Origin of the sequence: Anaerobacillus sp. CMMVII, assembly GCF_025377685.1 — a bacterium.
In the GTDB taxonomy this organism is placed as follows: domain Bacteria; phylum Bacillota; class Bacilli; order Bacillales; family Anaerobacillaceae; genus Anaerobacillus.
The window spans coordinates 583,445-607,326 of record NZ_JACEHK010000001.1; the positions used below are offsets into that span (position 1 = coordinate 583,445).

A 23,882-nucleotide genomic window follows, 5' to 3' on the forward strand; every position below is an offset into this window, starting at 1 on the left:
AATGTAACCTTTTCCAGGTTGGTTCGTTTTTAAAGTGAGAGGAGGAAATAAATGAAAAACAGTATTATAGAAGATTTATATAAAAAGTACTATAAAACTGCTTATATTTACACCTTCTCTCTTTGTAAGAAAAAGGAGTTAACAGAGGATATAGTTAGTGGAGCTTTCGAAAAGGCACTTCTCACATTAGATGAGGAAAAAAAGCACTTTAAATATTGGTTACTAGTAGTTTGCAAGAATATTTGGATAGACCATTTGAAAAAACATAAAAAGATGATCAATAAAGCCTTTACTGAGAGTAATCTTATTGATCAAGCTTGTGTAATGGAAGAAATCATTCAAAAAGAAAAAAATCGTCGACTCTACAATTGTATTATGCTCCTTCCGGAAAACTATCAAGAAATATTAATCTTACATTATTATGCGGATATTCCTTTAGTCGAGATCGAAGGGTTACTGAAACTTTCAAAAGCAAATACGAAGACACTAATTTATAGGGCCCGTACAAAATTAAAAAAAGTACTGGAGGAGAACCGATATGAATTTTAGAGAATTATTGGAGAAATATCAAAATGAAACTGCAACAGAAGAAGAAAAAAGAATTGTAGAAGACGAACTAGAAAAAAACAGAGTAATCAAAGAGTATCTTGATATTGTAGACGAGAATGAAAGTTTAAATTTCAAATTTGAGGAAGAAAACTTTGATGATATGAAACAGATAAGGAAGGAAGTACGTAAAAAGAAGGCGACGGTCATCCTTTCTTCCGTGGCACTCGTGTTTATCCTGTTGGCGGGCTTTCGTTTTATTTTGACCCCTGTATTGAATAGTTTTTATTATAATCCTAATCAAAATAGTTATTCAGATTATAGTATTGATTTAGGTGCTAAGCTAGCAACTTACACAGAGCTCCATTTTCCAACGATCGTAACAAATGGAGTTAATGCTAGCAGTACGGGAATAGGAAGTTACTCTTTCTCATTAAAACAGTATGATACTTTTAAAGGTGAGTTAATAGGTATATCGGGTGACATTAAGCGTTCACGGCTTACAGTAGATGAAGCCTTTTGGAAGTATCCGCCTTTAAATCTTTTTCTCGAGCAACCTACCCTTTTGGTACGATTCCTGGTGGTGAGGATACAATGGAAAAATTAAAAAGCTTACCAACGTTTAGTTACATTAAAGCCTATATTTCTTTTGATAGAGATCTATCTATGGGAGAAATTGCGGAGCTCGTAAATAAAACGGGTGACTCGGGGCTATATATTGCATGGGTAGGGATAAGGAACTCTGAAAAGGATATTCAAAGATTGCCACTAATAGGCTTTGAACCTACAGGGACAGGTCCTGTATTTAATAAAATAAATGAGGAATACCCTCATTATGAAATTAGCGAGTACATGTCGGCATCGAATACTGTTAACGAAAACCTGTACGAAAATCATTTTCGAGATTTAATTCAATTTCAATTAGACCATCTTGATTTTTTTAATATGATAGATCAAAGACATTTTAATGAATATTATCAATCAGTGAAAGATTATATTAATCAAAATGGAATTTATTCGTATGGAATCGTCGTTCAGGGCTATCCAGAGTCTATCCTTCATCTTACAAACCAAGTTGAACGTTTTTCTGATATTTATGTAGAAGATATAAAGATGGTATTGCCTTTTACTTCAGGCGATAGTAATGGGTGATGTAGGGATATATAACAAAGATGCTACATCAAAAGAATTTTTGATGTAGCATCTTTTTTCCGACCATTAGTTAGAATAACAAATTTCTCCAATAGCTTCTGCAATGGTTTCTAATGTTGAAACATCAGTGACATCAAAGCAGATGGCCTGTTTACTGCGAACAATGATCACACCAATTTTTTCATTTAATGAATTAGTGATTGGGAACTTTAATTCTCCGTTACATTCCCATCCTAAATCGTTTTCTTCGTCTGAAGCAGCAGCAAGTTGTGGGCTTCCATTCTCTGAAATTAGGTAAATGCCTACCCAATCTATGTAAGAAACCTCGTTAACTAAACTGTTAACAGTTTTTTCAAAAACGGATTGGGAACTTTTCCTTTTAAATACGTCTGCCATGATTTGTAGTGAAGCTACGTCAGTTGAAATTGACAAGTTAAATCTCTCCCTTTACCAAGTTTACTTCTCTCATTTTAACAAAAATTATTCAACTGTGAGATAGTAAGTTTAGGAAGTTTTTTTCAGGAAAATCTCTATATATGAAGATGTTAGGAGATCATTCCAAGTTCAGGTATATTAAATAGAAGGCTCTTTTCGTAAACATTGGTGCTTTAAAACTAAAATAATTAAAAAAATCCCTGAGTTAGAGAATTCATCCAGTATAATAAGTAAGAAAAGAGCAATGCCCATTAAATAAGTAGTGATATCTCAGTGTTTATGTGTAAAAATCCGGCTTTTGGGATTTTTACGAAAGCAACAAACTATGCGGAAATAGCCATATAGAAAGGAGTGGACAATATGGAAATTAAACTGCAGGGACCATATAATTATCTTCGCGTTCTTGAACGCCTAAGTTATGATCCGTTGAACGTTATTGATAAAGAAAAAAGCCAGGTAAAAATTCCATTAAAACTATATAATGAGCTGATTGTTGCGACTGTATCGTTTAGTGGTACCATAGAAGCACCCATTTGTCAGATTGACATTCCCGCTGAATATGAGGAAGATGGCGTTCGTCAGCTAAATGAAATATTTCAGCTTGAAGTCCCTTTGCAAGAGGTGAATAACCATTTTTTACATACAGATTTAGCTCCTTTGTTTCGCCAATTTTCAGGTATGCCATTGATCTGTGATTATGACTTGTATTATTGTATGATGAAGACGATTATTCATCAGCAGTTAAATATTCGGTTTGCCTATACACTAACAGAGCGCTTTGTGAAAAGCTTTGGTACCGAAAAAGATGGAGTTTGGTTTTATCCTTCTGCGAAGACCGTTAGCGAGCTTACCTATGAAGACCTTCGCAAGCTGCAATTTAGCCAAAGGAAAGCAGAGTACGTCATTGATACGTCGAGATTAATTGCAGATGGTAAAATAGATTTGGCAGAACTAAGAGTAATGACCGATGATGAGGTTATAGCAGAACTTGTCAAAGTCAGAGGTATTGGCTATTGGACGGCTGAAAATATTCTTCTTTTTGGATTAGGAAGACAGAACTTATTTCCGGTAAAAGATATTGGTATTCAAAATGCTTTAAAAATGTTGTACAAGCTCGATGAAAAGCCAACACTAGAAGAAATGCTGAAAGTAAGCGAAGGTTGGTCACCATATAAGAGCTATGCCTCCCTGTATTTATGGGAGAGTTTAGATAATCAAAAAGCACGGAGTTGAAATAATGAAAAATGAGAAGGTATCAGTAAAAGTAGGACAGGAGTTTTTACTCACAATTAAACGCCTTGGGATTAACGGCGAAGGTGTTGGATATTACAAAAGACATGTTGTGTTCGTGCCAGGAGCCCTCCCTGGTGAAGAAGTATTTGTAACTGTTACAGATGCAAAAGAAAAATTTTCAGAAGCGAAAATAAAACGAATTCGTACTAAATCTAAGGATCGTATCGATCCACCTTGTCCAGTCTATGAAAAATGTGGTGGCTGTCAGCTACAACATCTAGACTACAAGGTACAATTACGAGAGAAACAAGACATTGTCAGACAAGCCTTTGAACGACATACAAAGCTAGCAGGTGATAAGTTACCACTAAAAGAAACCATAGGCATGGAAGACCCTTGGAACTACCGCAATAAAAGTCAGCTTCAGGTAGGACATAATCAACACGAAGTCATTGCTGGTTTATATGGTATGAACTCACATGATTTAATTGATATCTCCGAATGTGCTATTCAGCATCCAGCGACAAATAAAGTAACGCAAACAATGAAGGCGATTTTGCAAGAGTTAAAAATCCCTATCTATCATGAAAAAAAGCGCAAAGGTGTTGTCCGGACGATCGTTACAAGAGTTGGTTTTAGTACTGGTGATGTGCAGCTAGTTCTCATTACCGCTACAAAAGAAATTCCACATAAAGAAGAGCTGATTGAAGAAATAAAAAAACGCCTTCCAGAAGTGAAATCAGTTTTACAAAACATTAATGGCCGCAGAACATCGCTAATTTTTGGCGACGAAACGGTTCATTTACATGGAGAAGAAGTTATTCAAGAAGCGTTAGGAGACTTACAATTTGAATTATCAGCTCGCGCTTTCTTTCAGTTAAATCCAATTCAAACCGTGAAGCTTTATGACGAAGTGAAAAAAGCTGCCCAACTAACAGGAACAGAAAAGCTAGTAGACGCATATTGTGGTGTCGGAACGATTGGCCTTTGGCTAGCTCCTCACGTCAAGGAATTAAGAGGAATGGACGTTATCCCAGAAGCAATAGAAGACGCTAGACGTAATGCAGAGAAACATGGCTTCACTCATGCTTTGTATGAAGAAGGAAAAGCAGAAGAAATTCTTCCAAAGTGGTTCAAACAAGGTTGGCGCCCAGACGTATTCGTAGTCGATCCACCAAGAACAGGCTGTGACCGTAAACTCTTGGAAGCAATGATTAAAGCCAAACCAAAGCGCATCGTTTATGTTTCCTGTAACCCTTCAACATTGGCCAAAGATGTCGATGTCTTGATGAAAGCCGGCTTCAAATTACAAAACCTTCAGCCAGTTGACATGTTTCCGCATACGAGCCATGTGGAGTGTGTAGCAACCCTAGTATTAACCTAAAATAACCATTTGCAAAGAACCCTAGAGCGCCAATCGCTCTAGGGTTTCTACATAATATAACAAAACGGGGGGAGTGACAGGCGCTACTCAATAGTTGATTTTTTTAAAGAGGGAATGCAGGATATTCGGTGTAAGTTTTTTTAAGTTAATACATTTTTAAGCTTCTTACCGATTTAAACAACGTAATCTTCATTAGCACATTCCTGAAATTTTCATATAGCTCTGTATTTTTTTCGAATATAAAAGGCCCCTAGTTATCCTCATCAACTTCTTTTTCAATAATAATTCCTTAAAGATTCCCTTCACCTTTCTATAGAAACTACAAATCGTTCTCCTGAAAAGAGTGGTAACATATTTTCCTTTTCAGCATGTAATGTATATATGCTGTTTATTTTTTCAGATATTTACTTTGATAAGGGAGGCTATGTGATGAAATTCTTTTTACCTTTTGTAACTGGACTGCTGTTGTTTTTTCTAACTGGATGTGGGGATTTACCAGCGGAGGAAGCAGGTAAAGAGGCCAATAACCCAAAAGTAGAGGAAACAACAGAAGAACAAGAGTCTGAAGCTAACTCACAAGAACCGAGGAATGATGGAACATCAGAAGCGGGAGAGCAAGAGATAGAGGATATAGCAACGTTGCCAGACGAAGAGCAAATGATTCAAGTGGTTAAAGATAATTTGCTGTCTGCTAATAATAAAAATATTGATGATTATATGGCTACTATACATGTAGAGTCCCCCCTATATCAATCGACGCGGGATACCATGTTAAAAATATATAGTGTTTATGATTTAGAGTACTCTTTTGTTGAAATCGAGGTCATTGACGTTTCCGGAGATACAGGGGCAGTAAGGTTTATTCAAACAACGCGTAAAATAAACGGTCCTGAATTCAGAGACAACCAATTAGAAGGTATTAATATTATGAAAAAGTATAATGATGAGTGGAAGATATACGATACAGAGGTTCTAGACATTGTTTATTTGGATTCAGAACAAGGAGAAGCCAATGCTGGAGTATCTACAAATAGGGAAGAAGCTGACATAATGACAAAGGCAGAATTTTTTGCCATGATAATTCCCTTAGTTGACGAAATAAACGGAAATACCCCTGCTCAGGTAATTCCGAATGACACATATACTTTTATTAATCAACACCCCGATTTATTCCCTGCAACGGAAGACACTATAGAAAAAGGACTAGATTTAATAAATATTGAAATTGATTACAGTCATTTGTCCAAAGGATTAGATGATTATACGTCAACAATGTTTTTTGATGCAGGCTATGTCATCGAAATTTATGTGAATTATATACAAGATATTAATGATTATCTGTCTGAGCTTCTCGTCAAAACCGATTACGGCGAGGTTTATCAGATAATTTATCCTGGACGACTAGACGATGTGTTTTATGATGATTATGTAGAATTCATCGGCTTACCAGTAATTCACTCGGGATTTCCCAACTTGGGTGGTGGGTATACGAATGTCATTGTTGTCATTGCTAGTCATGTGGAATAAAAGCATAGAATGTTAAGATGCACTAGGTAAAATATGACTATAACATTAAAGGTAAAAATCACTGAGAACGGACCGTTCGTACGTCCCCGTAGATCCTAATAATCTATGAAAGGGATTTTGGAAATGAGTTAAAATAAGCATGGTATCAGTGGGTTTAGCGGAGTTTATTTGTATATTAATTTAAGTTTATATTCCCTCAGACTAAAAAGTCGGGGGGAATTTTGCTTTAGTGAGAGTCTAATTTATACGTAGAACTAAGGAGTTTTGCGTAAAGATTTATAGTTTTGGATAGATATCGGTTTGGAGATAGAATAGATTTAATTGTTTTGTGTAGGAAATATATGGGTGTGATAAAATGGGTAAGAGTTTAGAGAAAATTCTAATAAAATTCAAGAAGTTAGATCAAGAATAGAAGACTTAAGGTAAAAACAAGTAAGTAAAGAAGTGAATAAACGAACTAAATATAAAACAAGTAAATCAAGAGTTATTTGAGGAGGTAGGTATATGGATGTTGCTGATATTGTTGATGGAATAAATGATCTTTTCAATGTAACAAATAAGGAAGTCTATTCTAGTGAATCTGGGATTACATATCAAGCGGATAAAAAAGTTAAAAAATTGGGATACTGTGTTAACCTAACGCTTGAAACGATAGAGGAAGCAAGAATTCATGGAGTTGATATGATGGTGACACACCACGATGCATGGGATGAAATATTTGGATTAAAAGAGGCATGCATCGAGAAACTAGCTGAGTATGGTATTAGTCACTACTATAATCACTTGCCACTTGATGACTGTAACTTTGGAACAAATGATAGTTTATTAAAAAAATTGAATTTAGAAATTGTTAAAAGAACGCACGAGTGGGAAGGATTATATTTTGGTAGAGTCGCAGAATATGATGAAGAAATTGAATTTAATGAATTAGTAAAAAAACTTGAAAATCTACTAGAAGAACCAGTTAAATCTTGGCGGTTCAATGACAAAAAGGTGAAGCGAGTGAGCTTAGTCTGTGGTAATGGAGCGCCAACAACTTGCCTAAAGGAAGCAGTTGAAAATAAGTGTGATGTATACATTACAGGTGAATGTAATTTGTATACAATTCAATATGCTCAGTTTAAAGGGATAAATCTTATCATTGGGAGTCATACTTTCACAGAATTCTTTGGAATTGAAAGTTTAGCACTGAAATTGAATGAGAATATAAATGAACTTGAAATAGTGAGACTTAATGAGGAGCATTATGAAGCGAATATATAATAAGACATAATAACGTAAGCGTTAAATAACGCCAAACTGGTTAAATGTAAGCAGTTATTTTACACTTGCGTTTTTCGCTTCAATTTAAACATTCAAACATCTCTCTCGCATAATGTTGTTTCCATTGAATTTATACTGTTAAATTAGTGCTTTCTTGGCTAAACTAGAGTTAAAGATTTTAATGATTGGAGTAGCCTTATGGATATTCTAGAACAGCTCAATCAAGCTTTAAAAGAGATTGATAGACTAAAAAAGAAAATATACAATTAGGTAATTTAAGTATTAGTTTCAGTGAGAGAGGTGAAGGCAATGTTCGAACAAATTAATGAAAAAAAAGCTATTCTAGATGCGAGTCGACCATTACCTAAATATACAGTCAAAAGTTTACGTGAAAAGTTATTACTCGAATGGACATATAATTCAAATGCGATTGAAGGAAACACGTTAACTATCAATGAAACAAAGGTAGTTCTTGAAGGAATTACTGTTGGTGGAAAAACGTTGCGTGAACACTTGGAAGTTCTTAATCATCGTGATGCGATTCACTTTGTAGAGGAGATTGTACAAAAGGGAGAAGCTTTGTCGGAGTGGCAAATTAAGAATTTACATCGACTTGTATTAAAAGGCATTGATGATGAATATGCAGGTGTATATCGAGACCAGCAAGTTTTTATTTCTGGTGCTAAACATATACCGCCAGTACCTTTCCTCATAAAGGAAGAGATGGAGCAGCTGATGCTATGGTATGAACAAGCGGAAATCAAAAAAATGCATCCAGTTTCTCGTGGAGCTATGTTGCATGCTATTTTTGTAGGAATTCATCCATTTATTGATGGAAACGGCCGGACATCACGCTTGTTATTAAATTTGGAACTCATGAAAGACGGTTTTCCACCAATTGTTATTAAAGTAGAAAATCGCTTAGGTTATTACGAAGCATTAGATAAAGCACATACACAGAAAGAATATGATGATTTTATTAAGTTAGTTACAATTGAAGTAGAAGATTCATTAAACCTTTATTTAAGTGCAATTAATAAAAATGCTTAGTTAATTTACGTAATGAATAAAGTCGTCGCTAAATGTATTTGTAAAAAGGTAAACACTACCACTACACCATGTTGGAGTTGGTATAATAGAAAAGCAGCTGATATAGAAAAAATCTATACCATCTGCTTTTTTGTTTATAAAAATACCACACAGAACTGATTTTAGCTTAAATAAACATTGCTGATTTTCAAATAATATAAATGACCAAATGGAATTGTGTTTGATTATAAGGTATTAAGCATGATATAAGTGTAAAAGAAGTTGAACATTTGGCTTTATTTTTTTAACTGAGTGTTGGAATTTGTATCCATAGTGAGAGGATTTGAGTTTGAAATGATAGATAATTTTTGGCGTGATTTACCACGGCCGTTTTTTGTACTTGCACCGATGGAAGATGTGACAGATGTTGTTTTTCGTCACGTAGTAAGTGCAGCTGGTCGACCAGATGTGTTTTTTACAGAGTTTGCAAACTCGGATAGCTATTGTCATCCAGAGGGTATCAAAAGTATGCGCGGCCGTTTGACTTTTACAGAGGATGAACAGCCAATGGTGGCACATATTTGGGGGGATAATCCCGAATATTTCCGTCAAATGAGTATTGGCATGGCAGAGCTAGGATTTAAAGGTTTAGATATTAATATGGGCTGCCCTGTACCGAATGTGGCATCGAGAGGGAAGGGTAGTGGTCTTATTCTGCGTCCAGATGTTGCGGCAGAACTTATTCAAGCAGCAAAAGCGGGCGGACTGCCTGTCAGTGTGAAAACGCGACTTGGCTATAAGGATGTTCATGAGTGGGAAGAGTGGCTACCGCATATTTTAAAACAGGATATTGCGAACCTTTCTATTCACTTACGTACAAGAAAGGAAATGAGCGAAGTAGATGCGCATTGGGAGCTAATTCCGGAGATCAAAAAATTACGTGACCGTATCGCACCAAATACACTGCTAACAATTAATGGAGACATTCCTGACCGTCAAATTGGGCTGCAGCTAGCTGAACAATATGGTATCGATGGCGTTATGATCGGGCGAGGTATTTTTAAAAATCCTTTTGCTTTTGAAAAAGAGCCCAAAGAGCATAGCAGCAAAGAATACCTTGATCTATTAAGACTCCAACTTGATCTTCAAGATCATTATGCGGAAGTACTGCCACGTTCAATCACAGGACTTCATCGCTTTTTCAAAATTTATGTCAAAGGATTTCCTGGAGCTGGGGAATTAAGAAGTCAATTGATGAACACCAAATCAACAGATGAAGTGCGTGCATTGCTTGATAACTTTGAACAAAAGTGTTGAAGCTATGATGATGGTGAAATGATGTAAGTCTCAAAAAGTTGGAGAAAAAATAAATTAAATTAACTGATGTGTATTTATTTTATTCAGTGTTTTCAAGTTTCTTGCAGCCGACAACTTTTATTTTGATTGTGGATTGCGTAGCAAACTTAGTTTTAACCAAAAATTAAAAAAACGTAAAGAACCCTAGAGCGAAAGTGCTCTAGGGTTTCTACATAATTTGACAAAACTCGGGAAGTGACAGTTGACCCGACAAGTCACCGCTTAATTTTTATAAAGCGATAGGTTAGGTAAGCGACATAGATTGGTGTCGCAATATAGATTAGGTAAGGGAAGCTAACATATGATTCCCTATAAATAATGAATAACATTACCCCTAAAAACAAGGACACTATGGTTCCGTATTTAGGCAGAGGAACACTTTTTAGACTTGGTATTCGCACCCTACTTACCATCAAAAAGCAAAGTCCAGTAAAAATAACAGTAATGACAACACTAGGGATTAAATTCCCGAACAATGTTAGTATTGCTAGTATCCCCCCTGCAGCTGTTATTGGGACACCAATAAAGTATTGTAGAGAAGATTTATCTTTACTTACATTAAAGCGCGCCAATCGGTATGCCCCAAATAAAGGGAATAGCCCAGCAATGGCAAATCCTAAAACACCCAAATTCATGAATGTTGTGTAATAAACTAAAAATGAGGGGGCTACCCCAAGGTGACAACGTCAGCTAACGAATCGAGTTCCTTACCTAGTTCACTCTCAACCCCTAGCATCCTTGCGACACGGCCATCCATGGCATCAAGCATCATGCCGATAATAATTAAAATAGCGGCATTACGAAACTGTCCAGTTGCAGCATAACCAATCGATAAAAAGCCACAGTAAATATTTCCTAACGTTAGAAGGTTAGGCAGAGATCGTCTTAAGTACATGGTTTCACACCTTTTTGTTTATAAATAAAATTAATTGATAGTTCCGATGTTGATTTGATCTGTTTTATTATAGCTTTTTTTAGAAAAAATAAAAACCTTTCCATATTGCATACTGATCAGTCGTCACTGTGCCCCGGAAAATATTGTTTCGCAGTTATGTTTCAAAGGTGTCGTTGATAAATCGTGAACATCTGTGAAACATGAAACTTCGAGGGAATTTTTTCTTTTTAGAGTGGTTAGCGCATAGGGAATTTATATGTTAAAACAAATGGGTATTATGGTATTATTTGGTTGTATATACACAAATAAAATAATTAAATTTCTAAAAGCTTTTATTCATAACGCTCTTTTCTAAAAGATTGTTGCTATTAGCTTTTAGGTCGTACCAAGCGAATGCTTGATTCTTTACGCTTTGCGTGAAGCTTTTGAGAATAAATAAGCCATAGTGACAAATAAATTTGTTCCCAAAAGCTTATTTATTCTCAAAAGACGATGTAAAAGCAACAAAGTTTACGAAAACAGCCATTCATAAAAGGAAGAGAGAAATTGGATTATCGTAAGGGTATTAGCATTTTGGTTTTGCCCTTTACTGAAGTTGCCCTAGATAACTAAGGTAGGAAAAATAAGGCTTGGTGGATGCTGCATGATACTTGGTGGAGCGGAATACTATTGAATGGAATAGAGAGCAAGCGATCGAACTGCATATGCAAGATCAAAGGTGCTAAAGCATTCGTGGAGGATTTTTTGGTAGTTCGTATAGCGTTGCGATTGATGAAGCTGCCCAGACCTTGGAATAGTGGGGAGGCAGTAAATAGAAGATACAAAGCTAATAAGAATACTATTTAGATAGAATTACTCGATGCGATAAAGATGGTAGATCTATTAGTATAGAACCAGGGTTCTAGATTGTACTAGCTGGAATGTGGAGCTTGTTAGAGTTGGACGAAAGATTGCAACGTTTGGGCAAAAGAAGTATCCAGACAAATGTTTACAAATGAAAAATGGAGGAAAACAAGCATGAAAAAGAGGTATTATATTTTAGTTAGTTTTGTTATTCTCGGTTTTATTGGGTGGTATTTTGGGAGTACAACACATTCACACTTAAAAGGAACTGATGCTGAAAAACTAACAGCATTTATGGATCAAAAAGCTAGTGACATTGGGTTTAATGGTACGGTTCTAGTTGCTAAGGAAGGCGAAGTTCTATTTTCAAAAGGGTATGGTTATGCAGATAAAGAAAACGAAATTGCGAACACACCTGATACGGTTTTCCATATTGCATCCTTAAGTAAAAGTTTCACAGCACTTTCTATCCTTCAGCTAGAGGAGCTAGGGAAATTGCAGACAGAGGATCCTATTAGTAACTATTTTGAGGATTTCCCAAATGGAGACAGAATTACTGTCCATCATTTACTCAATCATTCTTCAGGGATACCGGAACTATTATCTTTAGTTGAGAATGGAAAAGAGCACACATTAGAAGAATTATATGTAGCTATTAAAACCGCGGAATTAGAATTTGAACCTGGATCTAAATATTCGTATTCCAATAGCGGGTACTTCTTGTTAGCTTTGATCATCGAAAAACTATCAGAACTGTCACTAGCTGACTATATCCAAGAACATATCATTGAACCTGCTGAGATGAAGCATACTTATTTTGTTGCTGCGCCGGTACCGCAAGCGATCGGATACGAAAATATGGAAGAGCCTACACATCTTATAGATATTAGCATTGCGTATGGAGCAGGTAATATGTTATCGATCACGGGTGACTTGCTATTGTTTGATAAAGCGATAAACGAAGGAAAGTTACTTTCAAAAAAGAATGTAGACAAAATGCAAACAGGTAATATCAATGCGGCACCTTTTGGAATTGTTCAATATGGATATGGGTGGAGCATAAGTGAGAGTTGGTATAGCTTTAATCATAAGGCGGTAGCACATGTTGGTGGATTTACTGGCTTTAAAAATTTCTTATTACGTTTCCTGAGGATGAAGTTACGATTATTGTTTTGAGTAACAATCTGGGCAAATGGAATGTTGGAGGCTTATCATTAGAGATGGCTGCAATTGTATTAAAAGAGAGGTTTTGGTACATTATTAATCGATTATAAGTTTGCTAGTTAAATAGGGAAGTGACATGCTCCGGATTTCAAATTGACTTGATAATCCAAAAAACTGCTAGAGGCAATAAAAGCACGGAACGTATTTCAAGCAATCTACGTATATTCATGATTAATAATTATAAAAGGGAGCAATGCCAAAATTTCACGGCGTCGCGCCCTTTTTTCGTAGTAAATATTGACAGCACTAATACTTCTAACGACCATAGCCGATCATTTTTTCCATAGGGGTTTAACTTCTAGAAAAAATCATCCCGGCTACTTGCTAGTGCAAGATCATTAACCAACTACTTTTTTAAATTCGTCTTCATTAATGAGGAAATTTGTTGCTCATCTGTATTTGAAATTTGATTTAGTTGATTAATAACTAGCTCTTGTCGCTGTACTGTATGGTTTTGACTTAACTTAGCTTTTCCTTCTATATTATTGATTTTTATTTTGAAACCTTGTATTCCTTTGCTCATACTAGTGAGAAATTCAGGATCTACATCCTGCAATTTGTATGAACTGTCAGGTGTTTCATATTTTAACACCATTTCCTGTAAGGAACCCATTAACTCCTTTTCGTCCTCTAAAAGCTCGACTTCTCCATAAACATGAACTGTCACGTAATTCCATGTGGGTACTGCTTGATTCGTCTCATACCAAGATGGGGAGATATAACAATGAGGACCATGGAAAATGGCGAGAACTGTTTGATTTTCGATATCTTTCCACTGAGGGTTTGGACGAGCAAAGTGTCCATATAAAAATGTTTTCTCCTTGTTCAATATTAACGGTAAATGAGTTGCAACTGGCATTCCATGGTGCTGAGAAAAAAGAGTCGCAAAACTATGGTCTTTCATAATGTCGTAATTTAAAGTTTCATCTATGATATTAAAATGTGAAGGGGTATACATACGAATCCACCTTTCAAAAAAAGTTATCTGAGTATTTTTGTCATGATAAAGTCTATTTGTTCTTCATCCCCCATATAAAAAGAGTGGGTTCCAGTTTGGACAAATCCCATTTTTTTATAAAAGGCAATAGCATTTTCATTTTTTTCCCATACGCCTAGCCAGATTTTCTTTTTATTCCGTTCCATTGCAGTTTCCATTGCTTTATTCAGCAGATATTTACCTAGCCCATGTTTATGAAATTTGTTCTTTATATAAACCCTCTCAATTTCAAGTAGTTCCTCACCCATTTCTTCTGACTGAGCATCATTCGTATTGACCTTTAAATATCCAGCAACTTCATCATGAAAATAAACAAAAAAGAATTCCGAAGAAGGATTGGATAATTCTTTTTCTAATTGTTTTAAGTTAAATGCTCTTGCCAAATAGGCTTTCATGTTTTCAGGTGAATTCTGATCTTTAAATGTATCGTTGAATGTTTCAATACTAATTTCTTGAAGTATTTGTAAATCATCAAGGTTGCACTTTTTTATTTTTACAGTCATGTTAAAATCTCGCTCCTTTACATCATCAATAATTTCGCGTGTTTCCCTTTTTTACAATCTCCCAGTCTTTTTCGATATTTTTTCTTACCTTTTGAAGAAGATTGAAAAGGCTATCTACTTCAGTTTCGGAAAATCCCATTAATGCGACACTATTCGAATGTTCATTTTCTCTTTGATAAAAGGAAAAACAGTTTCCCCTTTTTTTGTTGGAAACAGCTTTTTAATTTTTCTGTTATGTGTATCTTCTATCTTTTCAATAAAGCCATTCAATTCAAGTTTTTTTATCGCACGAGCTGCTGTTGTTCGGTCCACTTTTATCATCTCAGCTAACTTTTCTTGAATGATTCCTGGGTTTTCACATATTCGCACAATATATAAATACTGCCCTTTTGTAAGGTCGTATTCTTTGAATTCTATATTACTTATAGAATCCAGTGCTCTTGCGATCATTCCAATTTCACGAAGAATTTCCTTCATAATGGCCTCCTTCCCTGTAAATGCAATAGAAATAACATATATTAAATCTAATTGAAAAATGTTGCATTTGCAACAAAAAAATAACGAAGAGGTCGAGTACAATGAAATATATTTTTACGAATCGCATTGGAAAATATTGAGTATTCGCCACAATGCTCAATAAATATTAAACTTATAATATCCGTCCCTATCAGAGTATAATGTGAAGAGGGCACCTTCTGGCAATAATCAAACATTCGCGAAAATGGATCAATCAAATTGATAAGTTCATCACACGTTGAAGCAGTTGTGAAGCTTGTTCTAACCTATGATATTATATTTAAGAATATTTACCATGTTCGAGGCAGCGGTTGAGCATTACAAAGGTATTTCTGCACCTTGGACAAGTACTATAGAACTCAAGATAACCTTGAAAAATGATGTAATAAGCAAATATTTGGAAAAGACACTCTAGCGAGTTTGAAAGGATTGATGATATGAAATTAGGATTCATAAGTGATACGCATGGAGGTTATGAAAATGTCGTCCAAGTTCTAAAACTTCTTAAAGACTCTGATCAAATTTGCCATTTGGGTGATGTCCTTTATCATGGTCCAAGAAACAATATTCCGACCACTTATAACCCGAAAAAATTGGTCGATACCCTTAAGGGAAGGTCAGATATTATATATGTTCGCGGAAATTGTGATGCGGATGTCGACGAGACTGTTTTGGAGCAAGACCTTTCTAGTAAATCGAGGGTTATTACCTTCGACAATTACAAATTTTTTCTCGTACACGGATATGAAGAGACGGAAGAAGAGCGCATTCAGTTGGCAAAAAAACATGGGTGTCAGGTTGTTATCTCAGGTCATACTCATGTCAAAGTTCTCAAAGAACAAGACGGGATAATCGTACTAAATCCTGGAAGCACGACAATTCCTAAAGATGGTACAACATCCTTTGCGTTTTATGAAAATGGTCAAATTGAACTTTGGGATCTTGATAGCGAGTCTGTAATCAAGATTTTTAAATTGTAAAATGAATTTTTCGAATGGTGATTATTAAACGGTAGAACTAGGGATTTCGTTACAGTGATACCTCGAAAATATTGTTCCGCAAACATATTTCACAGGCATTGTCGATAAATCGTGAAACATCTTTGAAACAAGCGATTTGGGGAAGTCACAGTAGAGAGATTTAGAAGTGAAAATGAATTTATTAACAAATGTGGAGGTATATTCTTTCGAATATATCTATTTTTTTGTTGTCATTAAATATACAATGTTTTAGGGAGAATTCCTTGGTGCACACCATTTCTCTTTTACAGTTCCTTAAAAACAAAGTAACAAATATAAAAACTGCAATAAATTAAGGATGGATTCTAACATGTTAAGAATAAGTAATATTAAGCTTCGAGCCGATTTTGACCCAAGTAAGGAACAGGAACTTTTAGTAAAGAAAATCCAGAAAGTACTAAAGGTCAAACAGGACAAAATATTGTCTTTTAGTATATCTAAGAAGTCGATCGACGCAAGGGAAAAACATAATGTCCAGCTTGTGTATTCTGTTGATGTTGAAGTCAAAAATGAGAAATTGTATTTAGGAATTAATAATGTATCTTCCTTTGAGCCATTAGAATATGTGATCAAGAAAACTAAAAAAATCACCCGTCCTGTAGTAGTTGGCAGTGGTCCTGCTGGGCTTTTCTGTGCCCTAGTATTAGCAGAACATGGGTTAAACCCAATTGTTGTAGAGCAGGGAATGGACGTCGATAAAAGGAAAGTTGCTGTTGAGAGGTTTTGGAAATACGGAGAACTTGACACAAATTCTAATGTTCAATTTGGAGAAGGTGGGGCAGGAACATTTTCCGATGGTAAATTAACAACAGGCATAAAAAATACTAGAATTCCGAAAGTGTTTAATGAATTAATAGAAGCTGGTGCTCCAGCAGAAATCGCCTACCTATCAAAACCTCATATTGGAACTGACATTTTGATAACGGTTTGTAGGAATATTCGAAAAAAAAATCGAACGACTAGGTGGAGAAGTGCGTTTCGAAACAAAAATGAAGGAACTTATTATTGAAAATGGTGCAGTTAGAGGCGTGCTACTAGAACAACAAGGAAAAACAGAGTCAATTGAAACTGATGCAGTGGTACTCGCGATCGGCCATAGTGCCAGGGATACATTTTATATGTTAAAGGATTTAGGTGTAGACATGATACCGAAGCCTTTTGCAGTAGGTGTCCGTATTGAACATCTCCAAAAATCCATTGATGAACAGCAATTCGGTTCTTTTGCCAGTAGTCCCCTACTTGGCGCATCTGAATATAAGTTGAACGCACATCTTGCTAATGGAAGAGGTGCTTACACGTTTTGTATGTGTCCTGGAGGTCATGTTGTTGCTGCTGCATCAGAAAAAAATACAGTCGTTACAAATGGTATGAGCTATAGTGCAAGAAGTGGTGAAAATGCTAACAGTGCATTGCTTGTTTCTGTCTCACCAAATGATTTTAATGGAGACATTTTGGGGGCTATTGAATTTCAAAGAAAACTAGAACGAAAAGCCTTTGAAGTTGGTGGCAGAAATTATTACGCACCAGTCCAACTGGTTGGAGACTTCTTAGCAGATAAACCTAGTAAACAACTCGGGCGTGTTATCCCAACTTATACCCCAGGTGTCACACCTACGGATTTAAGAGAATGTCTTGATGAATTTATCGTTGATAGTTTAAAAGATGGCTTACGAGCAATGGATAAAAAACTTGCGGGCTTTATCAAACACGATGCTGTTTTATCAGCTGTAGAAAGCCGAAGTTCATCACCAGTTACAATTAGGCGAAATCCGCTGACATTTGAGTCAAACATCAAAGGGTTATACCCTTGTGGTGAAGGGGCAGGTTATGCTGGAGGAATCACGTCTAGTGCTGTTGACGGCATTAAATGTGCAGAAGCGTTAATGGAGATTGAAGTTTAGATCTCGTCACAATGTAAAACTGAAAAATAGTATGTTTCACAGGCATTGTCGATAATAAATCATGAAACGTCTGTGAAACAGAAACTTCGGGGGAAAACCTTTTAGGAGGAAACCAATTTGAATAAGGAATTGTCACAAGAACAACGTGAAGTACTACTCGGAACCTTAAAAGTTCGTTTTGAGAAAAACATGAACCGCCATAAAGATCTTGAATGGGATAAAGTACAAGCTAAGATCGAAACTAATCCTGAAAAACTGTGGTCCCTCAATGAAATGGAAGGAACTGGCGGTGAACCTGATGTAGTTGACCATGATAATAAGACGGGCGAATACATTTTTTATGATTGTTCAGCGGAAAGTCCTAAAGGTCGTAGAAGTGTTTGTTACGACCATGAAGCACTAGAATCAAGGAAAAAGCACAAGCCAGAAAATAACGCTATCGATATGGCAACTGCCATGGGCATTGAACTTTTAACGGAGGAACAATACCGAAAGCTGCAGGAACTTGGAAGTTTTGATATGAAAACGTCGAGCTGGGTGCAAACACCTGCAAATATTAGAAAACTCGGCGGAGCCATCTTTTGTGATCGTCGCTACGACACTGTCTTTGTATACCACAATGGAGCAGAATCCTACTATGCTGCAAGAGGTTTCCGTGGCTCGCTAAGGGTATGAATATTGCAGACACAGTGGCACTGCGAAGTGGAATTTACCCGGATAAAATAAAAAATAGTCTAATATAATAAGAAGCCAAAATAAGCATTTAAGTGAATGAAATAATGCATATTTTGGCTTCTTTGAGATTTATAGTTGTTTTACTAACGCATCCTTTAGTTTAAGATAATTTTTCATGGCAACAATAAATTTAGAGATTTGGAGAAACCTTATGGATATTCAAGAACAGCTCAATCAACATTTAAAAGAGATTGATAGACTAAAAAAAATATACTATTAAAAAGTGAAAAGGGGATATAGTGGTGGCAAAGAAAAGAAATAATCAAGACTGGGTAGAGGCTAAAAAGATCTGTCGATTAAATGATTCAGATATACAAATGGCGAAGGAACTAGGGATGAAACCAAAGTCTTTAATTAAAAATATCCCTGTGCCTAATGAACAATGGAAAGCACCTGTAAAACTATGGGTTCGTGAGTTATATGAAGAAAAGTTTGGAAGGATCCTAACCGCTACGTCATCTCTCAATAAAGAAAAAAACAAAAACGAGGAGTTTTACGATAAGGAGTTGCCGTTTTGATGAAATCTAAGGTACCTAATGAAGAAATAAAAGTTATTTTAAGAGCAGCTGATGAAATTATTGCACGAGGTGGAAGAACACTTCTCGCCAAAATATTAAAGGGTTCACGAGAAAAGAAAGTATTAGAGTTGGGCTTAGATAGTTGTCCTGTATATGGTTATTTTAAGTCAGAGAAGTTAGAAGAAATTATTCAAAAGATTGATTGGATGGTTGACTATGATTTCCTAGATATTGAGTATCATGGAAAACTACCAATGATCATTTTACAGAACGGGGCTGGCAGATTGAGTCCGATCAATATACGGATGAGCTTTTAAATCAATGGAGGCAATGGTTAAAACATGGGCAGCAAAGTCCAGATATGACCTATTTAAAGGATCGGAATAGGGAGTTGATTCTATTACTTCTAGAGAAGATAAAATATTCAGGAGATCAATCGCTTATCCCTTATTTAAAATTATGGGAGAAAGTTGATTATAAGAAGGTAAGAGCTGAGATTTTAAAAACCATAGATGTATTGGAATACAAAAAGCCGGTGGATGTTCAGGCTGCACAGGATAGAACAGAGTCTATCAATGAGGCTTTAAAGGGCTCAGCACCGCAAGATCTTCTTTTAAAATGCTGGGAATGTAGCAAGCGATTTACTTTTACAATAGCGGAGCAGAAATTTTATAAGCAGAAAGGTTTTGCATTACCGAAAAGATGTAAAAAATGCCGAAGCGATAGGGGGTGATTTCTTTTTAGTTTATTTGTAAGAATCTACATACAGTAAAGGTTGTATCTTAATATTTATAGGTGATTGGTTTCACAAAACGTACCTGATTACGGAGGAGGTAGTTTAACATTAGTAGTGGGGAGGCTAGATTATTATAAATTTTCTTAACGGATAGAAACGATAAGGTATTGTCAAAAAATGGGAATTAATTGACAAATGTAAGAATTCTATTAAACTATAAATAGTTGTACCCTCAAACTCTTCTTTATTATGTTAGCTACTCTTCCAAGGCTTTATTTGCATTTTAATTTCTCCAATTTAAGACACATTATAATTCTTCTTTTCACTCGCAATAACGCTCACTAATTTTTAAAAATCTTTCCTGAATTCAAATGAAATATAAATGGAGATAATTCATTTATGGCGAAGTATGGAGTTTCTGAATACGGTTTATGATTCCGATTGAGGTCTATTAAAGGTCAGTGAAGGTAACGCCAAATTTTAATAGTAGAAGAAATTGAGGAAAGAACGGATTTCAAATTAATTAAGTCATTTACGCTACCTGAATAATTTTAAAGTTAGTCCACTAATTTTTTTACAATAGTTTATTGAGGGTCCTGTAAAAGACATGACCATTGGATAGGAGAAGGGATGCTATGGGATTTGAAGAAGAATACCAGATCTTTATGAATGCTCACTTACAGACAAGAACCGGTGAATGTTTGCGGCGCTTAGAAGAGGGTCACAAACATGCTGAAATGTTGTTTTTGAAAGAAGTGTGGTGGCCTTTATTTCACCATTTTCGGTATCTGTATCCAGAATATGAAGTCAATGATTTCAAGGATGGCGTAAGGTATTTGGATTTTGCTTATATCCGGCCCGCTATCCGAATTTGCTTTGAGATTGACGGATACGGCCCTCACTTAAAGAACATAAGCAGATGGCAATTTTCCGACAGCTTGGAACGTCAAAACCAGTTGGTGATTGACGGATGGACCGTGATACGCTTTTCTTATGACCAAGTTAAAGAGAAGCCTCGTCGATGCCAACAAATTGTTCAGCAAGTGATTGGCCGATGGGTGGGGGATGAACTTGACCTGACCACCTTATCCTTAGTAGAAAAGGAAGTGCTGCGTCTAGCGATTCGAAAAGGAGAAGTCATATACCCTATAGAAGTCGAGAAGTATTTGAAGCTAAGTGGCAAGACGGTAAAAAAAGTTCTTTCTCAACTAGTCGATAAAAAGATGCTAATTCCCGCATCAGGGGTCGTGAGGGTCCGCTCTTATCGGCTGGGGGATCAGGTTAAGAACCCAATCTGATAAATAAACGGAGAAATTTCTCTTATTTAGTAATTAGCACTGAAAATAGCTTAAATAGACGGAGAAATTCCGCCTATTGATGCGAAAAACCTTAAATTGGGTAATTTTTCTTTGAATAACCGGAAAATCTCCCCTTATATCCCCCGGAACGAGCTCTATTCTGCATTTAACCGGAAAACCTCCGCTTATTTTACTATTGCTAGTTACTCAATTATTGACAATACTTCTTATTTAATGGAGGTGAGAGCAGAAGTGGTACATTCTTATGCCCGTAATCAACCTTTTTCAAGGTAGTTATGATGCATAGGCAAAGAGGTGGGAACCGAGTACTATAGGTATTCGGGTTATTCACCTGTATGTGATAGCGGAGTGGGATAAAGATTATTGTCGTAAACCCTAAAATAAACATTAGCAAAGAACAGTGACACCTCGAAAAATTTGTTCCGCAAGAATGTTTCACGGTCGTTGTCGATAATTCATCAAACATCTGTGAAACAAGAACTTCGGGGAGTCATAGTGAAACCTTAAGCCTTAAAATTTTGTCGAACCATTGATTATTGACAAGTTTAGCAGAACATGAAATTATGTATACAGATAGCCTCACATTGCCTCGTGCTTACTCACATTTATTTAAACCTTCTTAACTTGAAATCCCTGAAAAGTAAAAACTACTAATGAATTAAACCCCTGTTTTGGAACCACTTCAAAATTGAACTTCGAGTTACCCTACCTTAACACCCTTTTCTACTAAACTCTTTCTACCAAAACTGTTCAAAAAACCAATCAGCAAAGGAGTGTGAAATCGAATAACGAACCAACTAGGACTAGGTATATTTTATGGTATTTAAATTATTTGAAGGAGGATTACTAATGGGTCACGACATTTCAGGCTTTAATAAAGCAGGAGAAGAAATTGCTTATGCACGATTTAGCATGGGGAATTATAATGCCATTATACTGTACAGTTTACTAGATGCAGATGATTACTATGCAGGAGTTAGTGGATCAGGCAAGGGTTCTACTTTTTCAACACAACAAATTGAAAAGGCTTTGAATTCATATCAACAGATATACAGTAATGGTAATTCTACCATGTCGGAAAATGATTCCTTAGATTGGGATCAAAAACAAATTCTAGATTTTTACTTAACTGTTTAGCAACAGCACAAAGAGAAGGGAGTGTGGGAGTGTTTTTTGGCTAATTTTTTTTAAGAATGTTTGCTGAATTCTTCTACTTGTCTCAGTTCCCACTATAGTAGCAATTACTTCATATGTAACAAATTTGCATTCCTCTGCCCGCCAATCTATGGGTTTTTTAACTCCCTAAAAATCACCAGTTAAACTTAGAAATACTATTAAACAGCTACTTTCATACCGACAAAACCATCCTTGTACTCTATTTAATATTACCCATTACCAAATATAGAAGTTCCATCCTTTGGCCTTTGTTAAGGTACTAAGATTTGGTTTTCATTAAAAAAGCATGGGGAAAGCATAGAAACGGTTCTTGTGGATTCTGTAGGAAGCAGCAGAACCGTTCCCACGCTTCTTTTGATATAATATAAAGAAAAACGGTGTCTCTCATTTACTTAGTAAAGCTATTCATTTAAAAATGAATGACAGAGTTATGGTTGATAAAAAATACGAAAAAATGTGTCAGTAACAATAGCAATCTTACTTATTCTACTATATATAGTTAAAATGCTCTTATGTATAAACTGGCACTTTTGTACCAGGTCGACTTGAACTAGGGAATTCTTACATGATCGGACACTAAAGTGAGTATTTCTAGAGATTTTTATACATTTGAAGAAAATTGAGCTAATAGAATAATCATTATAGAAAATTATAAATGAACGGGAGGCGCATGTTAATGAAATGGTCAGAAGTTCGTCAGCTTTTCCCAGAACGTTGTGTCTTAATAGAGGTACTAAAATCAAAAACTATAGGTAGAGAAAGAGTGATTGATGAAATGTCAGTTATTGATCAATTTGAGAACGGCAATGCTGCATGGAAAGTGTATAAAAAACTAAATGCTGAAAATCAAAGCCGTGAATTATATATCTTTCACACAAATAATGAGGAAATAAAAGTAATTGAGCAACCGTATATTGGAGTGCGAAGAAGAGTATGAAATTTGAAATGGATGACTATTTGCCCCTAGTTTCTGCCCGGGTTGAATACATTGGAAGGAAAAAAACTTTTAGTAACGTCCTACTAGATACTGGGTGTTCTTCAACCATATTAGATACGGATTTATGTGAAGAAATCGGACTATTACTTGATTTAGAAAAAGCTACAACGAGAAAAATGTATGGAATTGGCGGCACTGAAATCTGTATAGAACAAAAGTGAGCCATATGACAATTGATAAGTTCCAAATCAATGACTTTACTATACAGCTTGGTGATGTTAGAGAAATGCATGGTTTTGATGGGATCATAGGCAGCGATTTTTTTCTAGCAAATAGATTAATCATCGACTTTGTAAATATGGAAGTTCGAAAAAATTAAAAAGGCAACTAACCCTTATGCGGAAGTTGCCTTTTCACGATATGTAATCACAACTCCGACTTGATTAAACCTCTTTATTCATCTCCAATTCTCACACTCAACTGTGTCTTGCATCCTCTTGATTATATGTTTCCTATCTCAAATCAAATTATCTTTAACATGTTCATTCTTTAATCTATAAGGGGAAGTTTTCATAGAGTGCGCCTTTGATAGCATAATTTATGAACTTGAAATCATAGAAACGGTTCTTGTGATTTTG

General features: G+C 35.7%; 25 protein-coding genes and 2 pseudogenes. 22 read left to right on the forward strand and 5 right to left on the reverse strand.

The genetic code is table 11. The annotated features are described in order from the left end of the window. Nucleotides 1-51: 51 nt before the first annotated feature. The 3 genes from H1D32_RS03200 to H1D32_RS03210 are packed head-to-tail and all read left to right on the forward strand — an operon-like array spanning nt 52 to nt 1,698. Nucleotides 52-549 carry an RNA polymerase sigma factor gene (locus H1D32_RS03200; RefSeq protein ID WP_261176713.1) on the forward strand — a complete coding sequence of 166 codons (498 nt, stop codon included), beginning with the start codon at nt 52-54 and terminating at the stop codon, nt 547-549. Beyond that, nucleotides 539-1,153, forward strand: a complete 615-nt coding sequence (locus tag H1D32_RS03205) for a hypothetical protein (protein WP_261176714.1) — start codon at nt 539-541, stop codon at nt 1,151-1,153. Before H1D32_RS03200 ends, H1D32_RS03205 begins: the two co-directional genes overlap by 11 nt. Then, complete coding sequence (locus H1D32_RS03210) at nt 1,141-1,698, forward strand: anti sigma factor C-terminal domain-containing protein (RefSeq protein ID WP_261176715.1); 558 nt, start codon at nt 1,141-1,143, stop codon at nt 1,696-1,698. Before H1D32_RS03205 ends, H1D32_RS03210 begins: the two co-directional genes overlap by 13 nt. A 66-nt stretch (nt 1,699-1,764) precedes the next feature. On the opposite strand, the gene H1D32_RS03215 is transcribed toward H1D32_RS03210, so the two are convergent. Further along, entirely contained in the window at nt 1,765-2,130 is a 366-nt protein-coding gene (locus tag H1D32_RS03215; protein WP_261176716.1) for a GAF domain-containing protein, read from the reverse strand. Nucleotides 2,131-2,493: 363 nt separating this feature from the next. Here H1D32_RS03215 and H1D32_RS03220 point away from each other — a divergent pair, with 363 nt between their 5' ends. The 6 genes from H1D32_RS03220 (at nt 2,494) to H1D32_RS03245 (ending at nt 9,886) form a co-directional block, all read left to right on the forward strand. Next, nucleotides 2,494-3,366 carry a DNA-3-methyladenine glycosylase family protein gene (locus H1D32_RS03220; RefSeq protein WP_261176717.1) on the forward strand — a complete coding sequence of 291 codons (873 nt, stop codon included), beginning with the start codon at nt 2,494-2,496 and terminating at the stop codon, nt 3,364-3,366. A 4-nt stretch (nt 3,367-3,370) separates the two neighbouring features. Beyond that, complete coding sequence (gene rlmD, locus H1D32_RS03225; protein ID WP_261176718.1) at nt 3,371-4,750, forward strand: 23S rRNA (uracil(1939)-C(5))-methyltransferase RlmD; 1,380 nt, start codon at nt 3,371-3,373, stop codon at nt 4,748-4,750. 429 nt (nt 4,751-5,179) lie between these two features. Next, a complete protein-coding gene (locus H1D32_RS03230; RefSeq protein WP_261176719.1) occupies nt 5,180-6,277 on the forward strand; it encodes a hypothetical protein in 1,098 nt (365 codons plus the stop codon). A 504-nt stretch (nt 6,278-6,781) separates the two neighbouring features. After that, nucleotides 6,782-7,540 carry a Nif3-like dinuclear metal center hexameric protein gene (locus H1D32_RS03235; RefSeq protein WP_261176720.1) on the forward strand — a complete coding sequence of 253 codons (759 nt, stop codon included), beginning with the start codon at nt 6,782-6,784 and terminating at the stop codon, nt 7,538-7,540. Between the two features lie 309 nt (nt 7,541-7,849). Beyond that, the gene (locus H1D32_RS03240) at nt 7,850-8,590 is read left to right on the forward strand and encodes a Fic family protein (protein WP_261176721.1); all 741 of its coding nucleotides are present in this window, start codon (nt 7,850-7,852) and stop codon (nt 8,588-8,590) included. Between the two features lie 312 nt (nt 8,591-8,902). Then, nucleotides 8,903-9,886, forward strand: a complete 984-nt coding sequence (locus tag H1D32_RS03245; protein ID WP_261176722.1) for a tRNA dihydrouridine synthase — start codon at nt 8,903-8,905, stop codon at nt 9,884-9,886. A 254-nt stretch (nt 9,887-10,140) separates the two neighbouring features. Here H1D32_RS03245 and pssA read toward each other — a convergent pair. Further along, nucleotides 10,141-10,820: pseudogene (pssA, locus tag H1D32_RS03250) on the reverse strand (CDP-diacylglycerol--serine O-phosphatidyltransferase). A gap of 1,017 nt (nt 10,821-11,837) precedes the next feature. Between pssA and H1D32_RS03255 the strand changes: the two are divergent. Further along, nucleotides 11,838-12,839 (forward strand): serine hydrolase domain-containing protein, encoded by a 1,002-nt coding sequence (locus H1D32_RS03255; RefSeq protein ID WP_261176723.1) that lies wholly within the window; start codon nt 11,838-11,840, stop codon nt 12,837-12,839. A gap of 394 nt (nt 12,840-13,233) precedes the next feature. Here the strand turns inward: H1D32_RS03255 and H1D32_RS03260 are convergent, their stop codons facing one another. The 3 genes and pseudogenes from H1D32_RS03260 to H1D32_RS03270 all read right to left on the reverse strand — a co-directional run bounded on the left by H1D32_RS03260 (nt 13,234) and on the right by H1D32_RS03270 (nt 14,864). Next, nucleotides 13,234-13,845, reverse strand: a complete 612-nt coding sequence (locus tag H1D32_RS03260) for an FMN-binding negative transcriptional regulator (RefSeq protein ID WP_261176724.1) — start codon at nt 13,843-13,845, stop codon at nt 13,234-13,236. A 23-nt stretch (nt 13,846-13,868) separates the two neighbouring features. Next, complete coding sequence (paiA, locus tag H1D32_RS03265) at nt 13,869-14,387, reverse strand: spermidine/spermine N(1)-acetyltransferase (RefSeq protein WP_261176725.1); 519 nt, start codon at nt 14,385-14,387, stop codon at nt 13,869-13,871. A 25-nt stretch (nt 14,388-14,412) separates the two neighbouring features. Further along, nucleotides 14,413-14,864 (reverse strand): annotated as a pseudogene (locus H1D32_RS03270) (MarR family winged helix-turn-helix transcriptional regulator). A gap of 476 nt (nt 14,865-15,340) precedes the next feature. On the opposite strand from H1D32_RS03270, the gene yfcE reads away from it, so the two are divergent. The 12 genes from yfcE (at nt 15,341) to H1D32_RS03330 (ending at nt 23,623) form a co-directional block, all read left to right on the forward strand. Beyond that, complete coding sequence (yfcE, locus tag H1D32_RS03275) at nt 15,341-15,883, forward strand: phosphodiesterase (RefSeq protein WP_261176726.1); 543 nt, start codon at nt 15,341-15,343, stop codon at nt 15,881-15,883. Between the two features lie 349 nt (nt 15,884-16,232). Beyond that, complete coding sequence (locus tag H1D32_RS03280; protein ID WP_261176727.1) at nt 16,233-16,931, forward strand: FAD-binding protein; 699 nt, start codon at nt 16,233-16,235, stop codon at nt 16,929-16,931. After that, nucleotides 16,894-17,823, forward strand: coding sequence for an NAD(P)/FAD-dependent oxidoreductase (locus tag H1D32_RS03285; RefSeq protein WP_261176728.1), 930 nt, complete (start codon nt 16,894-16,896; stop codon nt 17,821-17,823). Before H1D32_RS03280 ends, H1D32_RS03285 begins: the two co-directional genes overlap by 38 nt. A 117-nt stretch (nt 17,824-17,940) precedes the next feature. Beyond that, a complete protein-coding gene (locus tag H1D32_RS03290) occupies nt 17,941-18,498 on the forward strand; it encodes a DUF4256 domain-containing protein (protein WP_261176729.1) in 558 nt (185 codons plus the stop codon). 302 nt (nt 18,499-18,800) lie between these two features. Then, on the forward strand, nt 18,801-19,076 hold the full coding sequence (locus tag H1D32_RS03295) for a hypothetical protein (RefSeq protein ID WP_261176730.1): 276 nt from the start codon (nt 18,801-18,803) through the stop codon (nt 19,074-19,076). Next, nucleotides 19,076-19,393: an RQC-minor-1 family DNA-binding protein gene (locus H1D32_RS03300; protein ID WP_261176917.1), complete on the forward strand. Its 318-nt coding sequence runs from the start codon at nt 19,076-19,078 to the stop codon at nt 19,391-19,393. The genes H1D32_RS03295 and H1D32_RS03300 overlap by 1 nt, the downstream gene beginning before the upstream one ends. Nucleotides 19,394-19,437: 44 nt before the next feature. Next, a complete protein-coding gene (locus tag H1D32_RS03305) occupies nt 19,438-19,809 on the forward strand; it encodes a zinc-ribbon domain-containing protein (RefSeq protein WP_261176731.1) in 372 nt (123 codons plus the stop codon). A gap of 638 nt (nt 19,810-20,447) precedes the next feature. Continuing rightward, the gene (locus H1D32_RS03310; protein ID WP_261176732.1) at nt 20,448-21,110 is read left to right on the forward strand and encodes a DNA-binding response regulator; all 663 of its coding nucleotides are present in this window, start codon (nt 20,448-20,450) and stop codon (nt 21,108-21,110) included. 870 nt (nt 21,111-21,980) lie between these two features. After that, nucleotides 21,981-22,268, forward strand: coding sequence for a hypothetical protein (locus H1D32_RS03315; protein ID WP_261176734.1), 288 nt, complete (start codon nt 21,981-21,983; stop codon nt 22,266-22,268). A 715-nt stretch (nt 22,269-22,983) separates the two neighbouring features. After that, nucleotides 22,984-23,244 (forward strand): hypothetical protein, encoded by a 261-nt coding sequence (locus H1D32_RS03320; RefSeq protein WP_261176735.1) that lies wholly within the window; start codon nt 22,984-22,986, stop codon nt 23,242-23,244. Then, nucleotides 23,241-23,465, forward strand: coding sequence for a pepsin/retropepsin-like aspartic protease family protein (locus H1D32_RS03325; RefSeq protein ID WP_261176736.1), 225 nt, complete (start codon nt 23,241-23,243; stop codon nt 23,463-23,465). The genes H1D32_RS03320 and H1D32_RS03325 overlap by 4 nt, the downstream gene beginning before the upstream one ends. A gap of 5 nt (nt 23,466-23,470) precedes the next feature. Continuing rightward, nucleotides 23,471-23,623, forward strand: a complete 153-nt coding sequence (locus H1D32_RS03330; RefSeq protein ID WP_261176737.1) for a hypothetical protein — start codon at nt 23,471-23,473, stop codon at nt 23,621-23,623. The last annotated feature ends 259 nt before the right edge of the window (nt 23,624-23,882 follow it).

What these genes read in the sequence shown, in the direction of transcription:
- H1D32_RS03200 (WP_261176713.1), top strand. Translation starts at nt 52, where the DNA reads ATGAAAAACAGTATTATAGAAGATTTATATAAAAAGTACTATAAAACT.
- H1D32_RS03205 (WP_261176714.1), top strand. Translation starts at nt 539, where the DNA reads ATGAATTTTAGAGAATTATTGGAGAAATATCAAAATGAAACTGCAACA.
- H1D32_RS03210 (WP_261176715.1), top strand. Translation starts at nt 1,141, where the DNA reads ATGGAAAAATTAAAAAGCTTACCAACGTTTAGTTACATTAAAGCCTAT.
- H1D32_RS03220 (WP_261176717.1), top strand. Translation starts at nt 2,494, where the DNA reads ATGGAAATTAAACTGCAGGGACCATATAATTATCTTCGCGTTCTTGAA.
- rlmD (WP_261176718.1), top strand. Translation starts at nt 3,371, where the DNA reads ATGAAAAATGAGAAGGTATCAGTAAAAGTAGGACAGGAGTTTTTACTC.
- H1D32_RS03230 (WP_261176719.1), top strand. Translation starts at nt 5,180, where the DNA reads ATGAAATTCTTTTTACCTTTTGTAACTGGACTGCTGTTGTTTTTTCTA.
- H1D32_RS03235 (WP_261176720.1), top strand. Translation starts at nt 6,782, where the DNA reads ATGGATGTTGCTGATATTGTTGATGGAATAAATGATCTTTTCAATGTA.
- H1D32_RS03240 (WP_261176721.1), top strand. Translation starts at nt 7,850, where the DNA reads ATGTTCGAACAAATTAATGAAAAAAAAGCTATTCTAGATGCGAGTCGA.
- H1D32_RS03255 (WP_261176723.1), top strand. Translation starts at nt 11,838, where the DNA reads ATGAAAAAGAGGTATTATATTTTAGTTAGTTTTGTTATTCTCGGTTTT.
- H1D32_RS03260 (WP_261176724.1), bottom strand. Translation starts at nt 13,845, where the DNA reads ATGTATACCCCTTCACATTTTAATATCATAGATGAAACTTTAAATTAC.
- paiA (WP_261176725.1), bottom strand. Translation starts at nt 14,387, where the DNA reads ATGACTGTAAAAATAAAAAAGTGCAACCTTGATGATTTACAAATACTT.
- yfcE (WP_261176726.1), top strand. Translation starts at nt 15,341, where the DNA reads ATGAAATTAGGATTCATAAGTGATACGCATGGAGGTTATGAAAATGTC.
- H1D32_RS03280 (WP_261176727.1), top strand. Translation starts at nt 16,233, where the DNA reads ATGTTAAGAATAAGTAATATTAAGCTTCGAGCCGATTTTGACCCAAGT.
- H1D32_RS03300 (WP_261176917.1), top strand. Translation starts at nt 19,076, where the DNA reads ATGAAATCTAAGGTACCTAATGAAGAAATAAAAGTTATTTTAAGAGCA.
- H1D32_RS03305 (WP_261176731.1), top strand. Translation starts at nt 19,438, where the DNA reads ATGACCTATTTAAAGGATCGGAATAGGGAGTTGATTCTATTACTTCTA.
- H1D32_RS03310 (WP_261176732.1), top strand. Translation starts at nt 20,448, where the DNA reads ATGGGATTTGAAGAAGAATACCAGATCTTTATGAATGCTCACTTACAG.
- H1D32_RS03315 (WP_261176734.1), top strand. Translation starts at nt 21,981, where the DNA reads ATGGGTCACGACATTTCAGGCTTTAATAAAGCAGGAGAAGAAATTGCT.
- H1D32_RS03320 (WP_261176735.1), top strand. Translation starts at nt 22,984, where the DNA reads ATGAAATGGTCAGAAGTTCGTCAGCTTTTCCCAGAACGTTGTGTCTTA.
- H1D32_RS03325 (WP_261176736.1), top strand. Translation starts at nt 23,241, where the DNA reads ATGAAATTTGAAATGGATGACTATTTGCCCCTAGTTTCTGCCCGGGTT.
- H1D32_RS03330 (WP_261176737.1), top strand. Translation starts at nt 23,471, where the DNA reads ATGACAATTGATAAGTTCCAAATCAATGACTTTACTATACAGCTTGGT.